The sequence below is a fragment of the Serratia sp. BNK-4 genome (assembly GCF_048685115.1).
Classification (GTDB): domain Bacteria; phylum Pseudomonadota; class Gammaproteobacteria; order Enterobacterales; family Enterobacteriaceae; genus Serratia; species Serratia bockelmannii.
This window is the reverse complement of record NZ_JBLQTM010000001.1, coordinates 4,749,003-4,767,948: the sequence shown is the minus strand read 5'-3', so window position 1 is coordinate 4,767,948 and position 18,946 is coordinate 4,749,003. Positions and strand designations below refer to the sequence as shown.

The following is an 18,946-nucleotide window of genomic DNA, read 5'->3' as shown; positions in this document are numbered from 1 at the left end:
TTTGGCCACCATGAAAGATGTCGCCCGCCTGGCGGGCGTTTCAACCTCTACCGTGTCGCATGTGGTCAACAATAATCGTTTTGTCAGCGACAGCGTGCGCGACAAGGTCATGGCGGCCGTGGAACAGCTGAACTATGCGCCTTCTGCGCTGGCGCGCAGCCTGAAGCTCAATCAGACGCGCACTATCGGCATGCTGGTGACCGCCAGCAACAACCCGTTTTATGCCGAAGTGGTGCGCGGCGTGGAGCGCAGCTGCTATGAACGTGGCTACAGTTTAATCCTGTGCAATACCGAAGAAGACGCCGCGCGCATGAACCGCAGCATGGAGACGCTGCTGCAAAAGCGCGTCGACGGTTTGTTGTTGATGTGCACCGAAAACCACCGGCCATCGCAAGATGCCCTGAGCCGCTACCCGTCATTGCCGATCGTGATGATGGACTGGGCGCCGTTCGAGGGCGCCAACGACATTATTCAGGATAACTCGCTGCTGGGCGGCGAGATGGCGACCGATCATTTGATCGCCCGCGGCTACCGCAAGATTGCCTGCATTGCTGGCCCGGAGGATAAAACCACCGCTCGTCACCGACTGGAAGGCTATCGCAACGCAATGCGTCGCGCCGGATTGCCGGTTTCGCCAGGGTATGAAGTGCATTGCGATTTTGAGTTTGAGGGCGGGGTAAACGCCATGCGCCAACTGCTGGCGCTGGACGAGCCGCCGCATGCGGTGTTCGCTGGCAACGACGCGGTGGCGGTAGGCGTTTATCAGGCGCTGTATCAGGCCGGGCTTTCCGTGCCGCAGGATATGGCGGTGATGGGCTACGATGACATTGAGTTGGCCCGTTATCTGGCGCCGCCGCTGAGCACCATTCATCAGCCGAAGGATTCGCTGGGCGAACTGGCGATCGATGCGCTGATCAACCGCCTGCAAAACCCGGAGCGCGCGCCCCAGGTGCTGGTGCTGACGCCCGAGCTGGTGGAACGCGCCTCGGTGGGCCGCCGTTAGCTCGCCACCTTCGCTTCTTTCTTGCTTTCCTGGCCGCTGATCAAATTGCGGCCATCTTTCCTTCTCAGCAACATAAACACCAGCGCCGACGCCACGGTGACGATCCCCATGGTGATAAAGGTGTAATGGAAGTGGTCGATCATGGTGCCTAACGACAGGGATTCGTAAAAACGCAGCACCGCTGCGCTGATCGCCACGCCGAAGCTGATGGACAGCTGCTGGGTGACCGCCAGGACGCTGTTGCCGGCGCTGGCGTTGGCGTCGTTCAAATCCGCCAGGCTGATGGTGTTCATGGCGGTAAACTGGGTGGACATCGCCATGCCCAGCACGAACAGCGGCAGGATCATTAGCCACAGCGGCATGCCCGGGCTTTGCAGGGCGAACTGGGCGATCAGCACTCCGATGATAACGGTAATGCCGACCAGCGTTTTACGGTAGCCGAACCAGCGCAGCACCTGAGTGACGGTGGATTTCGCCATCAGCGAGCCGATGGCGGTTGGCGCCATCATGCAACCGGCGACGATCGCCGTATAGCCGAATCCCACCTGCAGCATGAGCGGCATTAAAAATGGCACGCAGCCGGTGCCCAGCCTGGAGGCGACGTTGCCAGCGATACCGACCGAGAAGGTACGGGTTTTGAACAGGTCGAGACCGATCAGCGGCTGAGGGTGACGGCGGGCGTGCGCGATGTAGCCGAACAGCATCACAAAGCCGCTGAGCAGAATACCCAGCGAAACGTAGCTTGCCAGTACCCGCTCGCCAAACAGCTCCAGCCCGGTGGAGATCAGCACCAGGCTCAGGCCGAACAGCATGAAGCCAAGAAAATCGAAGCGGCGTTTGGGCGTAGTGAAGTCCGGCATGTATTTGCGCGCATAGAAGATGCCGAGCAGGCCGATAGGGATATTGATCAGGAAAATCCAGTGCCAGGTGGCGTAGGTGACCAGCCACCCGCCCAGCAGCGGCCCCAGAATCGGCCCGACCAGGCCGGGCATGGTGACGAAGTTCAGCACCGGCAGCAGTTCGCTGCGCGGGTAGGCGCGCAGCAGCGCCAACCGCGCGACCGGCATCATCATCGCGCCGCCGATGCCCTGCAGCACGCGAGAGGCGACCAGCGCGCTCAACGTGGGGGAGAGGGCGCACAGCAGCGAGCCGAGGGTGAATAGCGTGACGGCGAAGATGAACACGCGCCGGGTGCCGAAGCGGTCCGCCAGCCAGCCGCTGACCGGGATCAGCATCGCCACCGTCAGCGTATAGCTGATGACGGCCGATTGCATCGCCAGCGGCGATCGCCCCAGGCTTTGGGCGATCGCCGGCAGCGCGGTGTTGAGGATAGTGGCGTCCAGCGCCTGCATAAAGAACGCCATTGCGGCGATCCACGGTAGTCCTGCCATACTGCGCGCGGATTGGGTCATGGTCGGTCCTGGTTAAATGGTCGTCTGTCCCTCGTCTCTTTCTTCTATATATAAGCGGGGAGCGTGTCTAGTCTTTCTCTTTCAGCAGTACCTGGCAGGCGACGAGCGCGCCGGCGCTGTCCCCGGCGAGTATCGCATCGACGATAGTCTGATGATGGCGCAGCTTGATCACTTCATTACCGGTGATGGCGCGGAAGTAGCTTTGGTACACCGAACTGAACAGGTTGGCGAACGAGGTCAGGAACGGGTTGCCGCTGGCCTCATAGATGAGCTGGTGGAATTGGGTATCGACCTGGATCCAGCGCTCGCGGTCAAACTGGGTATGCAGCGCGCGCATTTCCGCCATCAGCTCCGCCAGCAGCTTGGTTTGCTGTGGGCTGGCGTGGTTTGCTGCCAACGCACAGGCCTGTGGCTCCAGCGAGGTGCGCAAGATAAGGAAGTGTTGCATCACCTGATCGAAGTTTTCCCGCGTCATCCACCAGGTCAGTAAATCCTGATCGAGGAAATTCCATTGGCTCTGCGGCATCACGCGGGTGCCGATGCGCGGGCGCGGTAGCAACATGCCTTTGGCGGCTAACATCTTTACCGCTTCGCGTACTGCGGTGCGGCTGACGCCGAATTGCTCGCCCAGTTCCATTTCACCGGGCAGGATGCTACCGGCCTGATAATCGCCCGCCAGAATTTGTTGGCCGAGTTTCTCTGCAAGCAGATAAGAAAGATTGCGTTGGGCGGCCTGTTGTTGTGCATTTAGCGGCATGGCTGCGGATCCTTACTGACATCGTTACTTCTATTTTACTCCAGCGATCGCCAGCTTTTATGGCTGTTTGCCTGAAAAAGTGACATAAATTCGTCGCTTTTTCGCCCTTTTGCCGAAAAAATCCGCGCTTGAAAAGTTTTTTGCATTTAGGGGTTGCGGCCTGCCGAGAACTCCCTATAATGCGCCTCCACTGACCGGGAACAACGACTGACAAGCCGCCGGGTCAGCGAGAGAAAAGCGAAATAAACGCTTGACTCTCCGGGTGAAAAGCGTAATATACGCCACCTCGAGTTAGCAAGCGAAAGCGACTAACTCACTGCTCTTTAACAATTTATCAGACAATCTGTGTGGGCACTCCACAAGACGATATCCAGCATCTTCGGATGCAAAAAAATATCAAGTCTTGAAGAGTGACTAACTGAAGTAAAATTCATGCAGTAAATCTTTGAGCATCGCTTCTCGAGTGGAAGCAAATCAAGCTTTTAATTGAAGAGTTTGATCATGGCTCAGATTGAACGCTGGCGGCAGGCTTAACACATGCAAGTCGAGCGGTAGCACAAGGGAGCTTGCTCCCTGGGTGACGAGCGGCGGACGGGTGAGTAATGTCTGGGAAACTGCCTGATGGAGGGGGATAACTACTGGAAACGGTAGCTAATACCGCATAACGTCGCAAGACCAAAGAGGGGGACCTTCGGGCCTCTTGCCATCAGATGTGCCCAGATGGGATTAGCTAGTAGGTGGGGTAATGGCTCACCTAGGCGACGATCCCTAGCTGGTCTGAGAGGATGACCAGCCACACTGGAACTGAGACACGGTCCAGACTCCTACGGGAGGCAGCAGTGGGGAATATTGCACAATGGGCGCAAGCCTGATGCAGCCATGCCGCGTGTGTGAAGAAGGCCTTCGGGTTGTAAAGCACTTTCAGCGAGGAGGAAGGTGGTGAACTTAATACGTTCATCAATTGACGTTACTCGCAGAAGAAGCACCGGCTAACTCCGTGCCAGCAGCCGCGGTAATACGGAGGGTGCAAGCGTTAATCGGAATTACTGGGCGTAAAGCGCACGCAGGCGGTTTGTTAAGTCAGATGTGAAATCCCCGGGCTCAACCTGGGAACTGCATTTGAAACTGGCAAGCTAGAGTCTCGTAGAGGGGGGTAGAATTCCAGGTGTAGCGGTGAAATGCGTAGAGATCTGGAGGAATACCGGTGGCGAAGGCGGCCCCCTGGACGAAGACTGACGCTCAGGTGCGAAAGCGTGGGGAGCAAACAGGATTAGATACCCTGGTAGTCCACGCTGTAAACGATGTCGATTTGGAGGTTGTGCCCTTGAGGCGTGGCTTCCGGAGCTAACGCGTTAAATCGACCGCCTGGGGAGTACGGCCGCAAGGTTAAAACTCAAATGAATTGACGGGGGCCCGCACAAGCGGTGGAGCATGTGGTTTAATTCGATGCAACGCGAAGAACCTTACCTACTCTTGACATCCAGAGAACTTTCCAGAGATGGATTGGTGCCTTCGGGAACTCTGAGACAGGTGCTGCATGGCTGTCGTCAGCTCGTGTTGTGAAATGTTGGGTTAAGTCCCGCAACGAGCGCAACCCTTATCCTTTGTTGCCAGCGGTTCGGCCGGGAACTCAAAGGAGACTGCCAGTGATAAACTGGAGGAAGGTGGGGATGACGTCAAGTCATCATGGCCCTTACGAGTAGGGCTACACACGTGCTACAATGGCATATACAAAGAGAAGCGACCTCGCGAGAGCAAGCGGACCTCATAAAGTATGTCGTAGTCCGGATTGGAGTCTGCAACTCGACTCCATGAAGTCGGAATCGCTAGTAATCGTAGATCAGAATGCTACGGTGAATACGTTCCCGGGCCTTGTACACACCGCCCGTCACACCATGGGAGTGGGTTGCAAAAGAAGTAGGTAGCTTAACCTTCGGGAGGGCGCTTACCACTTTGTGATTCATGACTGGGGTGAAGTCGTAACAAGGTAACCGTAGGGGAACCTGCGGTTGGATCACCTCCTTACCTAAAGATATTGATTCGAGTGGCGTGCTCACACAGATTGTCTGATGAAAAGTAACGAGCAAAGCGCTACCTGTTGATGCCATGAGTCATTCATGCTGATACGAACCGATTAAGTTATTCAGTTTAATCGGATTTTCGTGTCCCCATCGTCTAGAGGCCTAGGACACTGCCCTTTCACGGCTGTAACAGGGGTTCGAATCCCCTTGGGGACGCCATTCCGATAATGAGTGAAAGACATTATCACCGGTTAGCGATAACCGAAAAAATCTTAAAGATGACTTGCGAGTCATGTTTAAGATATTGCTCTTTAACAATCTGGAACAAGCTGAAAATTGAAACATGACGGCTGAAATTTATCCCTCCGTAGACGTATTGGGATAAAGAGTAACCTGTCATAGAGTCTCTCAAATGTTTGCAGCACGAACGATGGAAACATCTTCGGGTTGTGAGGTTAAGTGACTAAGCGTACACGGTGGATGCCTAGGCAGTCAGAGGCGATGAAGGGCGTGCTAATCTGCGAAAAGCGTCGGTAAGGTGATATGAACCGTTATAACCGGCGATACCCGAATGGGGAAACCCAGTGTGTTTCGACACACTATCATGTCATGAATACATAGTGGCATGAGGCGAACCGGGGGAACTGAAACATCTAAGTACCCCGAGGAAAAGAAATCAACCGAGATTCCCCCAGTAGCGGCGAGCGAACGGGGAGGAGCCCAGAACCTGAATCGGCTTGTGTGTTAGTGGAAGCGTCTGGAAAGTCGCGCAGCAAAGGGTGATAGCCCCGTACACTAAAATGCACAGGTCGTGAGTTCGATGAGTAGGGCGGGACACGTGACATCCTGTCTGAATATGGGGGGACCATCCTCCAAGGCTAAATACTCCTGACTGACCGATAGTGAACCAGTACCGTGAGGGAAAGGCGAAAAGAACCCCGGCGAGGGGAGTGAAATAGAACCTGAAACCGTGTACGTACAAGCAGTGGGAGCACCTTCGTGGTGTGACTGCGTACCTTTTGTATAATGGGTCAGCGACTTATATTTTGTAGCAAGGTTAACCGTATAGGGGAGCCGTAGGGAAACCGAGTCTTAACTGGGCGATTAGTTGCAAGGTATAGACCCGAAACCCGGTGATCTAGCCATGGGCAGGTTGAAGGTTGGGTAACACTAACTGGAGGACCGAACCGACTAATGTTGAAAAATTAGCGGATGACTTGTGGCTGGGGGTGAAAGGCCAATCAAACCGGGAGATAGCTGGTTCTCCCCGAAAGCTATTTAGGTAGCGCCTCGTGAACTCATCTTCGGGGGTAGAGCACTGTTTCGGCTAGGGGGCCATCCCGGCTTACCAAACCGATGCAAACTCCGAATACCGAAGAATGTTATCACGGGAGACACACGGCGGGTGCTAACGTCCGTCGTGAAGAGGGAAACAACCCAGACCGCCAGCTAAGGTCCCAAAGTCATGGTTAAGTGGGAAACGATGTGGGAAGGCATAGACAGCCAGGATGTTGGCTTAGAAGCAGCCATCATTTAAAGAAAGCGTAATAGCTCACTGGTCGAGTCGGCCTGCGCGGAAGATGTAACGGGGCTAAACCATGCACCGAAGCTGCGGCAGCGACGCTTAGGCGTTGTTGGGTAGGGGAGCGTTCTGTAAGCCGTTGAAGGTGGCCTGTGAGGGTTGCTGGAGGTATCAGAAGTGCGAATGCTGACATAAGTAACGATAAAGCGGGTGAAAAGCCCGCTCGCCGGAAGACCAAGGGTTCCTGTCCAACGTTAATCGGGGCAGGGTGAGTCGACCCCTAAGGCGAGGCTGAAAAGCGTAGTCGATGGGAAACAGGTTAATATTCCTGTACTTGGTGTTACTGCGAAGGGGGGACGGAGAAGGCTAGGCTAGCCGGGCGACGGTTGTCCCGGTTTAAGCGTGTAGGGGGTGTGACCTGGTAAATCCGGTTGCATACTAACCCTGAGGCGTGATGACGATGCACTACGGTGCAGAAGTAGTTGATGCCCTGCTTCCAGGAAAATCCTCTAAGCTCCAGGTAACATTAAATCGTACCCCAAACCGACACAGGTGGTCAGGTAGAGAATACCAAGGCGCTTGAGAGAACTCGGGTGAAGGAACTAGGCAAAATGGTGCCGTAACTTCGGGAGAAGGCACGCTGGCATGTAGGTGAAGTCCCTCGCGGATGGAGCTGAAGCCAGTCGAAGATACCAGCTGGCTGCAACTGTTTAATAAAAACACAGCACTGTGCAAACACGAAAGTGGACGTATACGGTGTGACGCCTGCCCGGTGCTGGAAGGTTAATTGATGGGGTCAGCCGCAAGGCGAAGCTCTTGATCGAAGCCCCAGTAAACGGCGGCCGTAACTATAACGGTCCTAAGGTAGCGAAATTCCTTGTCGGGTAAGTTCCGACCTGCACGAATGGCGTAATGATGGCCAGGCTGTCTCCACCCGAGACTCAGTGAAATTGAACTCGCTGTGAAGATGCAGTGTACCCGCGGCAAGACGGAAAGACCCCGTGAACCTTTACTATAGCTTGACACTGAACATTGAGCCTTGATGTGTAGGATAGGTGGGAGGCTTTGAAGCGTGGACGCCAGTCTGCGTGGAGCCATCCTTGAAATACCACCCTTTAATGTTTGATGTTCTAACTCGGCCCCGTAATCCGGGGTGAGGACAGTGTCTGGTGGGTAGTTTGACTGGGGCGGTCTCCTCCCAAAGAGTAACGGAGGAGCACGAAGGTTAGCTAATCACGGTCGGACATCGTGAGGTTAGTGCAAAGGCATAAGCTAGCTTGACTGCGAGAGTGACGGCTCGAGCAGGTACGAAAGTAGGTCTTAGTGATCCGGTGGTTCTGAATGGAAGGGCCATCGCTCAACGGATAAAAGGTACTCCGGGGATAACAGGCTGATACCGCCCAAGAGTTCATATCGACGGCGGTGTTTGGCACCTCGATGTCGGCTCATCACATCCTGGGGCTGAAGTAGGTCCCAAGGGTATGGCTGTTCGCCATTTAAAGTGGTACGCGAGCTGGGTTTAGAACGTCGTGAGACAGTTCGGTCCCTATCTGCCGTGGGCGTTGGAAGATTGAGAGGGGTTGCTCCTAGTACGAGAGGACCGGAGTGAACGCACCACTGGTGTTCGGGTTGTCATGCCAATGGCATTGCCCGGTAGCTAAGTGCGGAAAAGATAAGCGCTGAAAGCATCTAAGCGCGAAACTTGCCTCAAGATGAGTCTTCCCTGGGCCTTTAAGGCCCCTGAAGGAACGTTTAAGACTAAGACGTTGATAGGCTGGGTGTGTAAGTGCAGCGATGCATTGAGCTAACCAGTACTAATGATCCGTGAGGCTTAACCTTACAACACCGAAGGTGTTTTTAGAGAGATTTTCAGCGAAGTTCCGAGATTGGTTCTGATGGCTTCATGGAAGTGAGGCGGTTGGAATGAAACAGAATTTGCCTGGCGGCAATAGCGCGGTGGTCCCACCTGACCCCATGCCGAACTCAGAAGTGAAACGCCGTAGCGCCGATGGTAGTGTGGGGTCTCCCCATGCGAGAGTAGGACACTGCCAGGCATCAAATAAAGCCGAAAGCCCTGAACGTCAGTTCAGGGCTTTTTGCTATGCGTAAAACGTAAAAAAGCGCAGCTACGCTGCGCCTTTCAACCACTCGACAATAAAATCGGCGATGCTTTCCGGCTGATTGAGATCCAACGGCTTAGCCGTGATGGATAGCGGTCGGTCGCTGGCTACCGCCACGACAAACTGATCCAGCATGTCTTCTAGCGGCCTACCGATCTCGGCCCGATAAAGCAGGATCTTGCTGACCGGCTCATGTTTGAACCCTTCCACCAGAATCAAGTCGACCTTATCGGCATCAAAACGCTCTGCCAGGTAGCGTAGATCCAAAGGTTGTTGCTCCGGCGTTTCGGTCATCAATGCCCAGCGGCGACCGCTGGCGACCAACGTTTGGTCGGCACCCGCTTTGCGCAGCTCATAGCTGTCTTTACCCGGTGTATCCACATCCATATCGTGGTGCGTATGCTTTATCAGCCCAACCCGCACCTGGCGCTGTTTCAGCAGCGGGATCAGCTGTTTGAGCAAGGTGGTTTTTCCCGTTCCGCTATAGGCAGCGATGGCCAGCAAAGGGGGCAATGAACGATTCATTACTTTAGCTCTCGTGCTTGCTGCCAATTCCGACAGTCTTCCGGCGTATTCAGGTTATGAAATGCCGCTTGTTGTCCGCAGAACGCCACGCGTTGTGCCCCAATTTGATGCAGGAACAGCATCAGCTTGCGTTCACCTCGGGCCAGATAGTCAGCCAGCTGCGGTGCTATTTGGCTATGCAATAACGCCAGCGTAGGGTGATCTCGTTCACCATCGCTGGCAAAGGCCGCCTGCGCCGCGCCTTTTTGCCGCCAGAGTTGTGCGACTAAGTCGGCGGGAAAGTCGGGGACATCACAGGGGACAAAGACCACCCATTCGCTGTGAGCCTGTGTGAGCCCGGCGAGCATCCCGGCCAACGGCCCGGCGAAGTCGGGCGTCAGATCGCCAATCACCGGCAAACCGCTCGCCTGGTAACGTGCCTGATTGCGATTGGCGCTGATGGCGACGGAGGCCACCTGCGGGCGTAACCGAGCCAATACGTGTTGATAGAGTGCGATCCCGCCAATCGACACTAGGCCTTTGTCTTCACCGCCCATGCGCGTGGCCCGTCCGCCGGCCAAAATGACGCCGCTGATTTCTTTATGCATCTCGTTTATCCCGCCTTGTCGATGCGCTGATTGTAGCGCTAAAGCCCGCGCGACATCAGGATTTACCTTTATTGACAAGCCGGTTCTTTCACTGCGTGGGTAAGCCTGTTACTTTGTGAGTTTATTCATGCTATTGGACGATATTGAGATGAAAACGCATCGCGTAAACGAGTTGATCGAGCTGTTGCACCCGGCCTGGCAGGAAGATCCCGATCTCAATTTGATGCAGTTTTTGCAAAAGCTGGCGAAGGAAGCGGGCTTCCAGGGCGAGTTGTCCGAATTGAGCGATGATATTCTTATTTACCACCTGAAAATGCGCGGTAGCGCCGGCACGGATCAGATCCCGGGTCTGAAGAAAGATTACGAAGAAGATTTTAAAACGGCGCTGTTGCGCGCTCGCGGCGTTATCAAGGACTGATCCTCGTGCGGTGCGAGAAAGCATAGCGCGTGAAATGCGTCATTAATGCTACTATTTCTCATTCCCGGCACCATGCTGTCAGCGATCAAACGAACGTTATGAATAACTCTGCTTTTAATTTCGACACCCTGTCGCCCGATTTGATTATGGACGCGCTAGAAGGGATTGGCCTGCGCGTTGATTCCGGCCTGACGGCGCTGAACAGCTATGAGAACCGCGTCTATCAGTTTATGGACGAAGATCGCCGACGCTACGTGGTGAAGTTTTACCGTCCGGAGCGCTGGAGTGCCGCACAAATCGGTGAGGAACATCAGTTCGCTCTGGATCTGGCCGGCGCGGAGATCCCGGCGGTGGCGCCGCTGGCGCTGCAAGGCACTACGCTGCATATGCACGGCGGTTTTTTCTTTACGCTATTCCCCAGCGTGGGGGGCCGGCAATATGAGATAGACAATCTGGATCAGTTGGAATGGGTAGGCCGTTTTCTGGGGCGTATCCATCAGGTCGGCGGTGAGCGTTTGTTTGCTGAGCGGCCGACCATGGGGATTGAAGAGTATCTTATTGCCCCGCGTCAGGCGCTGGCCGATTGCGAGCTGTTGCCGGCAGCGCAGCGTGAAGCGTTCCTGCAGGCGACGGATAAGCTGATCGCGGCGATCAAGCCGCATTGGCATCTGAACTGGCAGCCGCGTCGTTTGCACGGCGATTGCCATCCGGGCAATATTCTGTGGCGCGACGGCCCGCTGTTTGTCGATCTTGATGACGCGCGCAACGGCCCGGCGGTGCAGGATTTGTGGATGCTGCTGCACGGTGAACGTCGCGATCAACTGATGCAGCTGGATGTCTTGCTGGAGGCGTACGGCGAATTTGCCGAGTTCGATCAGCGCGAGCTGGCGTTGATTGAACCCCTGCGGGCGATGCGTATGGTGTATTACCTGGCCTGGGTCGCTCGCCGTTGGCAGGATCCGGCCTTCCCTAAGAGTTTTCCGTGGATGGCGGAGTCTGATTTCTGGTTGTCTCAGACTGCGGCCTTCACCGAACAGGTTAAGCTGTTGCAGGAGCCTCCTCTGCAGCTGACGCCAATGTATTGAAGCTTTAACACAATGGAGAGTTTAGTCTTATGAAAAAAATATGGTTGGCGCTCGTTGGCATGGTGATGGCATTCAGTGCCTCGGCGGCACAGTTTAGCGATGGCACTCAGTATGTGACCTTGGACAAGCCGGTGACCGGCGAGCCGCAGGTACTGGAGTTCTTCTCCTTCTACTGCCCGCACTGCTACCAATTTGAGCAGGTCTATCACGTGTCCGAAAACGTGAAAAAGGCGCTGCCTGCCGGCACCAAAATGACCAAGTACCACGTGGAGTTCCTGGGGCCACTGGGCAAACAGCTGACTCAGGCGTGGGCGGTGGCGATGGCGCTGGGCGTGGAAGACAAGGTGAGCCCGCTGATGTTTGAAGCAGTGCAGAAAACCCAGACCGTGCAAACGCCGGACGATATCCGTAACGTTTTCGTGAAAGCGGGCGTGACCGCCGCAGATTATGACGCGGCTTGGAACAGCTTCGTGGTGAAATCTCTGGTGGTTCAACAGGAGAAAGCCGCGGAAGATCTGCAGCTGCGCGGCGTGCCGGCGGTATTTGTGAACGGCAAATACATGGTTAAAAACGATGGCCTGGATACCAGCTCGATGGACGCTTACGTGAAGCAGTTCGCCGACGTGGTTAAATTTCTCAGCCAGCAGAAATAAGCCTGATTCAACATGAAAAACGCCGGCATTGCCGGCGTTTTTTTTATCCATATTGCCGCTTCAATTTATCCAGCAACCGGTCTTTTTCCTGCCACAGCGTATTCAGCCATAGCTGGAAGCGCCGCTTGAACAGCTTGTCGTTGAAGTAGTCCCCGTGCAGGGTTTCATCGATCGGCAACGTCTCAATTCTTACTACGATACGCGTCAGACGACCGCACAGCATGTCCAGAAAAGGCCGTTGGTTATTTTCCGGATAGAGCAGGGTAACGTTCAGCACTTTGTCGAACTGATTGCCCAGCGCGCTAAGGGTAAACGCGATGCCGGCGGCTTTGGGCGCCAGCAAATTGCGGTAGGGTGAATTGCTTTTAATTTTCTTGGCTTCGGTGAAGCGCGAACCTTCGACGAAATTGACGATGGTGGTTGGGCGCTGGCGGAATTTTTCGCAGGAACGGCGCGTCGTTTCGATATCCTTGCCGCGTTTCTCCGGGTGCTTGAGCAAATAGGCACGGGAGTAACGTTTCATGAATGGCATATCCAGCGCCCAGCAGGCCAGGCCGACGAAAGGTACCCAGGCGAGCTGTTGCTTGAGGAAATACTTATTCATTGGAATATGATTTCTGAACAGCACGCACAACACGACAATGTCTGACCAACTTTCGTGATTGCTGATCAGCAGATACCAGTTTTTACGATCCAGCCCTTCCAGCCCTTCAATATCCCAACGCAATTGCCCGTTAATACGCAATAACAGCGCCAGCCCCTGACACCAACACCACATCATGAAATCGGCGAAAGCCGAGATATATCGCCAGACGGCGGGAATGGGCACCAGGAGTTTCACGATGCCGGCCAACGTGATGGGGATGGAACACAACACCGTCACCAGAATGGTGAGTATGACGGAAATGATAAAGATAACAGGCGTTAACAATCTTGGCATGGTTATGGGCTGACGGTTGTTGGGAACATCGTTGCATGCCAAAGCGCATGAACAAAAGCCTATTTTAACAGAGATCGTCGGGGTAAAGCGCCGCTAAAAATCACTGTTTTTCGTCTCATCGGATAACCATTTGCTGAGTTTTCGTGCAACTTTCCCAGCTTGTGCTAGGGTAATTGAGGCGCCGAATTTGATTAATAGTGCGATTAAAATCCGGCGAAAGTTATATCCACAAATTCAATAAAAGCCAGTAATAAAGCGTCGCCGGAATTCGTTCTTTTAACGCGGTGATTTAAATAGGAATTTTATTCGCCGTTATAACGATAATCACAGCGTTATAATTCGGTCTCTTTTCTATGCACAAAGTTATCCACAGGTAAGATCTTGCGGATCCTCGCGCACCATCACATCATTTTCGTCCGCAATGCACGCTAAGGTTCGTCTCCGGCGGCCAGCTATGGCATGCTTACCCCTATGTCCGATCACGATAAAGAAACGCTATGGCCCAGATTGCAGAAAACCCACTAATCCTGGTTGACGGTTCCTCCTACCTCTACCGCGCTTATCACGCCTTCCCGCCGCTGACCAACTCGGCGGGCGAGCCAACCGGCGCGATGTATGGCGTGCTGAATATGCTGCGCAGCCTGCTGCTGCAGTATCAACCGAGCCACGTTGCCGTGGTGTTTGATGCTAAAGGGAAGACCTTCCGCGACGATCTGTTCGCTGAATACAAGTCACACCGGCCACCGATGCCGGACGATTTGCGTGCGCAGATCGAGCCGCTGCACAGCATGGTCAAGGCGATGGGCCTGCCGCTGCTGGTGACGCCCGGCGTTGAGGCGGACGACGTCATCGGTACGCTGGCGCTGGAGGCCGAAAAGGCCGGCCACGCGGTGCTGATCAGCACCGGCGACAAAGACATGGCGCAGTTGGTGACGCCGAACGTCACCCTGATCAATACCATGAACAACACGATCCTCGGCCCGCAGGAAGTGTGCGATAAATATGGTATTCCGCCGGAGCTGATCATCGACTTCCTGGCGTTGATGGGCGATTCATCGGACAACATTCCCGGCGTGCCGGGCGTGGGCGAGAAAACCGCCCAGGCGTTGCTGCAGGGGATCGGCGGGCTGGATGCGCTGTACGGCAATCTGGAGAATATCGCCACGCTGAGCTTCCGCGGCGCCAAAACCATGGCGGCCAAGCTGGAACAGAACAAAGAGGTCGCGTATCTCTCCTATAAGCTGGCGACGATCAAAACCGACGTCGAGTTGGATCTGACCTGTGCGGACCTGACGGTCTCCGCGCCGGATGTCGACACGTTGCAACAGCTGTTCAAACAGTACGAGTTCAAACGCTGGCTGGCGGACGTGGAGGCCGGCGTCTGGCTGGAAAACAAGAAAGGCGCGGGCGCGAAAGCTGCCGGCGCCGCCAAATCGGCCATCGCTGCGGAAACGCCGAAAGCGCTGGCGGAGGCCAAGCTGTCTCAGGACGGTTATGTCACCATCCTGGACGAAACGACCTTTACCGACTGGCTGGCGCGGCTGAAAAAGGCCGACGTATTTGCCTTCGATACCGAAACCGATGGCCTGGATACGCTGACCGCCAACCTGATCGGCCTGTCCTTCGCGATCGCGCCGGGTGAAGCGGCTTATTTGCCGGTGGCACACGATTATCTGGATGCACCGCCACAGCTGGATCGCACCTACGTGCTGGAAGCGCTCAAGCCGCTGCTGGAGGACGAGAAGGCGCTCAAGGTCGGGCAAAACCTGAAGTTCGACATGAGCCTGCTGGCGCGCTACGGCATCGAGATGCGCGGTATCGCCTATGACACCATGTTGGAGTCCTATGTGCTGGACAGCGTCGGTGGCCGTCATGATATGGACAGCCTGGCCGATCGTTATCTGGGCCACAAAACCATCACCTTCGAAGAGATCGCCGGCAAGGGTAAAAACCAGCTGACGTTCAACCAGATCGCGCTGGAGCAGGCGGCGCCTTACGCCGCCGAAGACGCGGATGTCACGCTGCAGCTGCACCTGGCGATGTGGCCGCAGCTGAAACAGAGCGCGGAGCTGCTGACGGTATTCAATGAGATTGAAATGCCGCTGCTGCCGGTGCTGTCGCATATCGAACGCACCGGGGTGCTGATCGATCCGGCCATTTTGTCGGCCCACTCTCAGGAGCTGGCCAAGCGTTTGGCGGAACTGGAGGTGCAGGCCCATGAGCTGGCGGAAGAGCCGTTCAACCTGGCGTCGACCAAGCAGCTGCAGGCTATCTTGTACGAAAAACAAAAGCTGCCGGTGCTGAAGAAAACCCCGGGCGGGGCGCCGTCCACTAACGAAGAGGTGCTGGCCGAGCTGGCGCTGGACTACCCGCTGCCGAAGGTGATCCTGGAATACCGCGGCCTGGCGAAGCTGAAGACCACCTATACCGACAAGCTGCCGCTGATGATCAATCCGGTCAGCGGCCGGGTGCATACCTCGTACCATCAGGCGGTGACCGCTACCGGCCGTCTCTCCTCGAGCGATCCGAACCTGCAGAACATCCCGGTGCGCAACGATGAAGGGCGACGCATTCGCCAGGCCTTTATCGCGCCGGAAGGCTACCGCATCGTCGCGGCCGACTACTCGCAAATCGAGCTGCGCATCATGGCGCATTTGTCACAGGATGAAGGGCTGCTGAAGGCCTTCGCCGAAGGGAAAGACATTCACCGCGCCACGGCGTCGGAAGTTTTCGGCGTGCCGTTGGATAAAGTGACCGGCGAGCAGCGCCGCAGCGCCAAGGCGATTAACTTCGGCCTGATTTACGGCATGAGCGCCTTCGGCCTGGCGCGTCAGCTGGGGATCCCGCGTGGGGAAGCTCAGCGCTATATGGATCTCTACTTCGAGCGTTACCCAGGCGTGCTGGACTACATGGAGCGTACCCGCCAGCAGGCCTCAGAACAGGGCTATGTCAGCACGTTGGATGGTCGCCGTCTGTACCTGCCGGACGTCCGCTCCAGCAATGGCATGCGCCGCAAGGCGGCCGAGCGCGCCGCTATCAACGCCCCGATGCAGGGCACGGCAGCTGATATCATCAAGCGTGCGATGATTGAGGTCGACGCCTGGCTGCAAGGGCAGGAGAAGCCGTTGGTGCGCGCAATCATGCAGGTGCACGATGAATTGGTGTTTGAGGTGCACGAGTCGGTGCTCGAAGAAGCCAGCCAACGTATCCGCCAATTGATGGAAGGCAGCATGACCCTGGCGGTGCCGCTGAAGGTTGACGTGGGCGTCGGTATGAACTGGGATGAGGCGCACTGATCGTCGGGTTATCGCCGGATGCGCTAACTGGCGATAACCTAAGCACTTTTCGTAATTAAGCTACAAGATTCGGCGATAGTTTCCCCAACTTCGCCGTTCTTGCGCCGCAAATTGTGTAAGTAAACTACAAAAAATTCTTTTTCCCTGCGAAAAAATGATGTAGAGTTACAGGCGTAGGGTACAGAGGTAAGATGTTCTATCTTTCAGACCTTTTACTTCACGTAATCGGATTTGGCTGAATATTTAGCCGCCCCAGTCAGTATTGACTGGGGCGTTTTTTATTGTAAAAACAGCAGCAAACCATACGTTTTTCCTATCGCTCCGCACCGCTTTTCGTTCCTGCTTCCATCCTTTCGACTCGCGTAATCCGGCGAGATAAGCCAGCCCTGGCGATAAGTTTTTATGATGGCTTTATTTCAAAACTGTAATTAGATAACAAAAAATTTCGTCTGCGGCCGTTCGACGGGGATAAAAAAGCCGATGCGGTGAGGCATCGGCTCTGGCGTTAGGCCTGGGCTTATTCGCCGGCTTCGTCTTCCGGCAGCACTTCCGGCGGGATCTCGTTAAACCAGGTGTCCAGCTTCTGGCGCAGTTTGTCGACGCCGATCTTTTTCAGCGATGAGAAGGCTTCGACCTGGATATCCCCCATAAACGGCAGCACCGCTTCACGCACCATGTTGAGCTGCGCCTTGCGTGCGCCGGAGGCCAGCTTGTCGGCCTTGGTCAGCAGCACCAGCACCGGCGTGCCGACGTCGACCGCCCACTGGATCATCTGCTGGTCGAGATCTTTCAGCGGATGGCGAATATCCATCAGCACCACCAGGCCTTTCAGGCTGTTGCGCATCTGCAGATATTCGCCCAGCGCGCGCTGCCATTTGCGCTTCATCTCTTCCGGCACTTCGGCGTAGCCATAGCCCGGCAGGTCGACCAGGCGGATGCCGTCTTCCACTTCGAACAGGTTGATCAGCTGGGTGCGCCCCGGCGTTTTACTGGTGCGCGCCAGGCTTTTTTGGTTGGTCAGCGTATTCAGCGCGCTGGATTTACCGGCGTTGGAACGGCCGGCAAAGGCGACTTCAATTCCTGCATCCCCCGGCAGATGGCGAATATCGGGTGCGCTGGTGACGAAATGGGTCACATGATAGTTGTAGTTCTTGCTGGTCAAAATTTTTCGTCTCCGTGAGGATGGCTAACTGGTTGGCGATTATAACTGCATCAGCGGTAAAAATGGCGTGTTTCTCCGTTTTTAAGCGGCGGGACGCGATAAAACGGCAGTTATGCCGCGCGTGCGTTGTGAGACATTTGCCATTCGAATCGCGGGTAATGTCGCTTTATTCGAAAGTGATATTTTTGTTTTTGTTTTAAAAACAAAGCGTTGTTTTTTCGTTGTAGGGAAATGTCGTTCAAATTGGCGTCAGGTGCCTTGAGCCTTCGCAACAATAACGTAAAGTAGTCGTTAACGCAGGGTTGCGCAGGATTAGGGAACATCCGGGAAGGATGACAAATCTCAGGGAATGCACAGGGCGTGCAATGAGTGCCAGGATGAACGCAAAAGGAAGTGACCCTTTCGCACCGGAACAGGCGGCAGGCACATCGGATGGTGAAGTATCGGCAGTTTGGATGCCCGCAGGAAGCGCGCTCGGGAAGAGCGGATGCGAATGGATTGCGCCATGGACGATTTTCCTTTCAGGATGAAGGACGTAGTGGCAGGGAATGCGGTTATAGCAGAAGGAAAAACCGGGATGTTGCATGTACGCAAGGAGCGCGTAACAGGAATACCCTTCGCAAGAAGGTGCGAAATAGGCGGCAGGTTTAACCTGCCGCCTTTTTCTTTGTCCGCTTTCTGCTAGATTCCGCCGCAATTCTATACTGAATCTACATACCTAAGAGCACACGCTATGAACCAGCCATCAAAAGCACCTCGCGGCAGCGCGGCGAAGTCAAAAACGAAAAAGAAAAGCCGTATGGAGCTCGATCAGGAAGCGCGTGAGCGCAAACGCTTGAAAAAGCGCCGCGGCCTCGCTTCCGGTTCGCGCACCCAGGTCGAGTCCGGCAGTCAGAAGAACAAATCGGCGGCAGAAGCCAAAGATCCACGTATCGGCAGTAAAGTGCCGGTTGCGCTGGTGGTCGACGAAACCAAAGTGAAGGCCAAACCGCAGCCGAAGCCGAAGGCCGAAGCGAAACCACGCCTGTCGCCGGAAGAAGAGTTGGCGAAGCTGGAAAATGACGAGCGCCTGAACGCGCTGCTGGATCGCATCGACGACGGCGAAACGCTGAACGCGGAAGAGCAGACCTATGTCGACAAAACGCTGGATCGCATCGATGTGCTGATGGACGTGTTGGGTATCGAACTGGGTGAAGACGACGACGAAGAAGAAGAGAAGCAGGAAGATATTCTGAAGCTGCTGAAAGGCGGCAATCCGAAAGACGCCTTTTAACGCGCCATGTGGCTAATCCCGATAATAGCCCTACTCTTGATGTGTTATCTGCTGTGGTTATTCGGTAAACTATGGCGGCTGTCTAAGCGCAAAGCGCGTTTTCGCAGTGCTTCCGTGGCCAGACAGCGCAGACAACCGCCTCTCTCCCGGCCCGGTAGAAAAAGATATCGGA

At 55.3% G+C, this 18,946-nt stretch carries 12 protein-coding genes, 1 tRNA gene and 3 rRNA genes; 10 read left to right on the top strand and 6 right to left on the bottom strand.

The features are described from left to right. The first annotated feature begins 1 nt into the window (after position 1). Positions 2-1,003: a ribose operon transcriptional repressor RbsR gene (gene rbsR, locus ACMGGW_RS22635; protein ID WP_025304727.1), complete on the top strand. Its 1,002-nt coding sequence runs from the start codon at positions 2-4 to the stop codon at positions 1,001-1,003. Here rbsR and mdtD read toward each other — a convergent pair. Beyond that, a complete protein-coding gene (mdtD, locus tag ACMGGW_RS22630; protein WP_099816895.1) occupies positions 1,000-2,415 on the bottom strand; it encodes a multidrug transporter subunit MdtD in 1,416 nt (471 codons plus the stop codon). The genes rbsR and mdtD overlap by 4 nt on opposite strands. 67 nt (positions 2,416-2,482) lie before the next feature. Continuing rightward, the gene (locus ACMGGW_RS22625) at positions 2,483-3,172 is read right to left on the bottom strand and encodes an FCD domain-containing protein (protein ID WP_197832564.1); all 690 of its coding nucleotides are present in this window, start codon (positions 3,170-3,172) and stop codon (positions 2,483-2,485) included. Between the two features lie 483 nt (positions 3,173-3,655). On the opposite strand from ACMGGW_RS22625, the gene ACMGGW_RS22620 reads away from it, so the two are divergent. From ACMGGW_RS22620 to rrf, 4 genes are all read left to right on the top strand, one after another. Next, positions 3,656-5,197, top strand: a 16S ribosomal RNA gene (locus ACMGGW_RS22620). 139 nt (positions 5,198-5,336) lie between these two features. Next, positions 5,337-5,412, top strand: a tRNA-Glu gene (locus ACMGGW_RS22615). A 234-nt stretch (positions 5,413-5,646) separates the two neighbouring features. Continuing rightward, positions 5,647-8,554 (top strand): 23S ribosomal RNA (locus ACMGGW_RS22610). Between the two features lie 99 nt (positions 8,555-8,653). After that, positions 8,654-8,769, top strand: a 5S ribosomal RNA gene (gene rrf / locus ACMGGW_RS22605). The 16S, 23S and 5S rRNA genes sit together here with 1 tRNA gene alongside, the layout of an rRNA operon. A gap of 72 nt (positions 8,770-8,841) precedes the next feature. On the opposite strand, the gene mobB is transcribed toward rrf, so the two are convergent. Both mobB and mobA read right to left on the bottom strand, forming a co-directional pair. Beyond that, complete coding sequence (gene mobB, locus ACMGGW_RS22600; protein ID WP_167324688.1) at positions 8,842-9,360, bottom strand: molybdopterin-guanine dinucleotide biosynthesis protein MobB; 519 nt, start codon at positions 9,358-9,360, stop codon at positions 8,842-8,844. Further along, positions 9,360-9,947 carry a molybdenum cofactor guanylyltransferase MobA gene (mobA, locus tag ACMGGW_RS22595; RefSeq protein ID WP_025304724.1) on the bottom strand — a complete coding sequence of 196 codons (588 nt, stop codon included), beginning with the start codon at positions 9,945-9,947 and terminating at the stop codon, positions 9,360-9,362. The genes mobB and mobA overlap by 1 nt, the downstream gene beginning before the upstream one ends. Positions 9,948-10,095: 148 nt before the next feature. Between mobA and ACMGGW_RS22590 the strand changes: the two genes are divergently transcribed. The 3 genes from ACMGGW_RS22590 to dsbA all read left to right on the top strand — a co-directional run bounded on the left by ACMGGW_RS22590 (position 10,096) and on the right by dsbA (position 12,103). After that, positions 10,096-10,365, top strand: coding sequence for a YihD family protein (locus tag ACMGGW_RS22590; protein WP_004931268.1), 270 nt, complete (start codon positions 10,096-10,098; stop codon positions 10,363-10,365). A gap of 98 nt (positions 10,366-10,463) precedes the next feature. Next, positions 10,464-11,450 (top strand): serine/threonine protein kinase, encoded by a 987-nt coding sequence (locus ACMGGW_RS22585; protein WP_049295011.1) that lies wholly within the window; start codon positions 10,464-10,466, stop codon positions 11,448-11,450. Between the two features lie 29 nt (positions 11,451-11,479). After that, the gene (gene dsbA / locus ACMGGW_RS22580) at positions 11,480-12,103 is read left to right on the top strand and encodes a thiol:disulfide interchange protein DsbA (protein WP_025304721.1); all 624 of its coding nucleotides are present in this window, start codon (positions 11,480-11,482) and stop codon (positions 12,101-12,103) included. 43 nt (positions 12,104-12,146) lie between these two features. Here dsbA and ACMGGW_RS22575 read toward each other — a convergent pair whose 3' ends face one another. Then, complete coding sequence (locus ACMGGW_RS22575) at positions 12,147-13,043, bottom strand: acyltransferase (protein WP_025304720.1); 897 nt, start codon at positions 13,041-13,043, stop codon at positions 12,147-12,149. Positions 13,044-13,540: 497 nt separating this feature from the next. Here ACMGGW_RS22575 and polA point away from each other — a divergent pair, with 497 nt between their 5' ends. After that, entirely contained in the window at positions 13,541-16,339 is a 2,799-nt protein-coding gene (gene polA, locus ACMGGW_RS22570) for a DNA polymerase I (RefSeq protein WP_038630023.1), read from the top strand. 517 nt (positions 16,340-16,856) lie between these two features. Here polA and yihA read toward each other — a convergent pair. Further along, positions 16,857-17,501: a ribosome biogenesis GTP-binding protein YihA/YsxC gene (gene yihA, locus ACMGGW_RS22565; protein WP_019452177.1), complete on the bottom strand. Its 645-nt coding sequence runs from the start codon at positions 17,499-17,501 to the stop codon at positions 16,857-16,859. A gap of 733 nt (positions 17,502-18,234) precedes the next feature. Here yihA and yihI point away from each other — a divergent pair. Then, positions 18,235-18,774: a Der GTPase-activating protein YihI gene (yihI, locus tag ACMGGW_RS22560; RefSeq protein WP_072008264.1), complete on the top strand. Its 540-nt coding sequence runs from the start codon at positions 18,235-18,237 to the stop codon at positions 18,772-18,774. Positions 18,775-18,946: the final 172 nt, after the last annotated feature.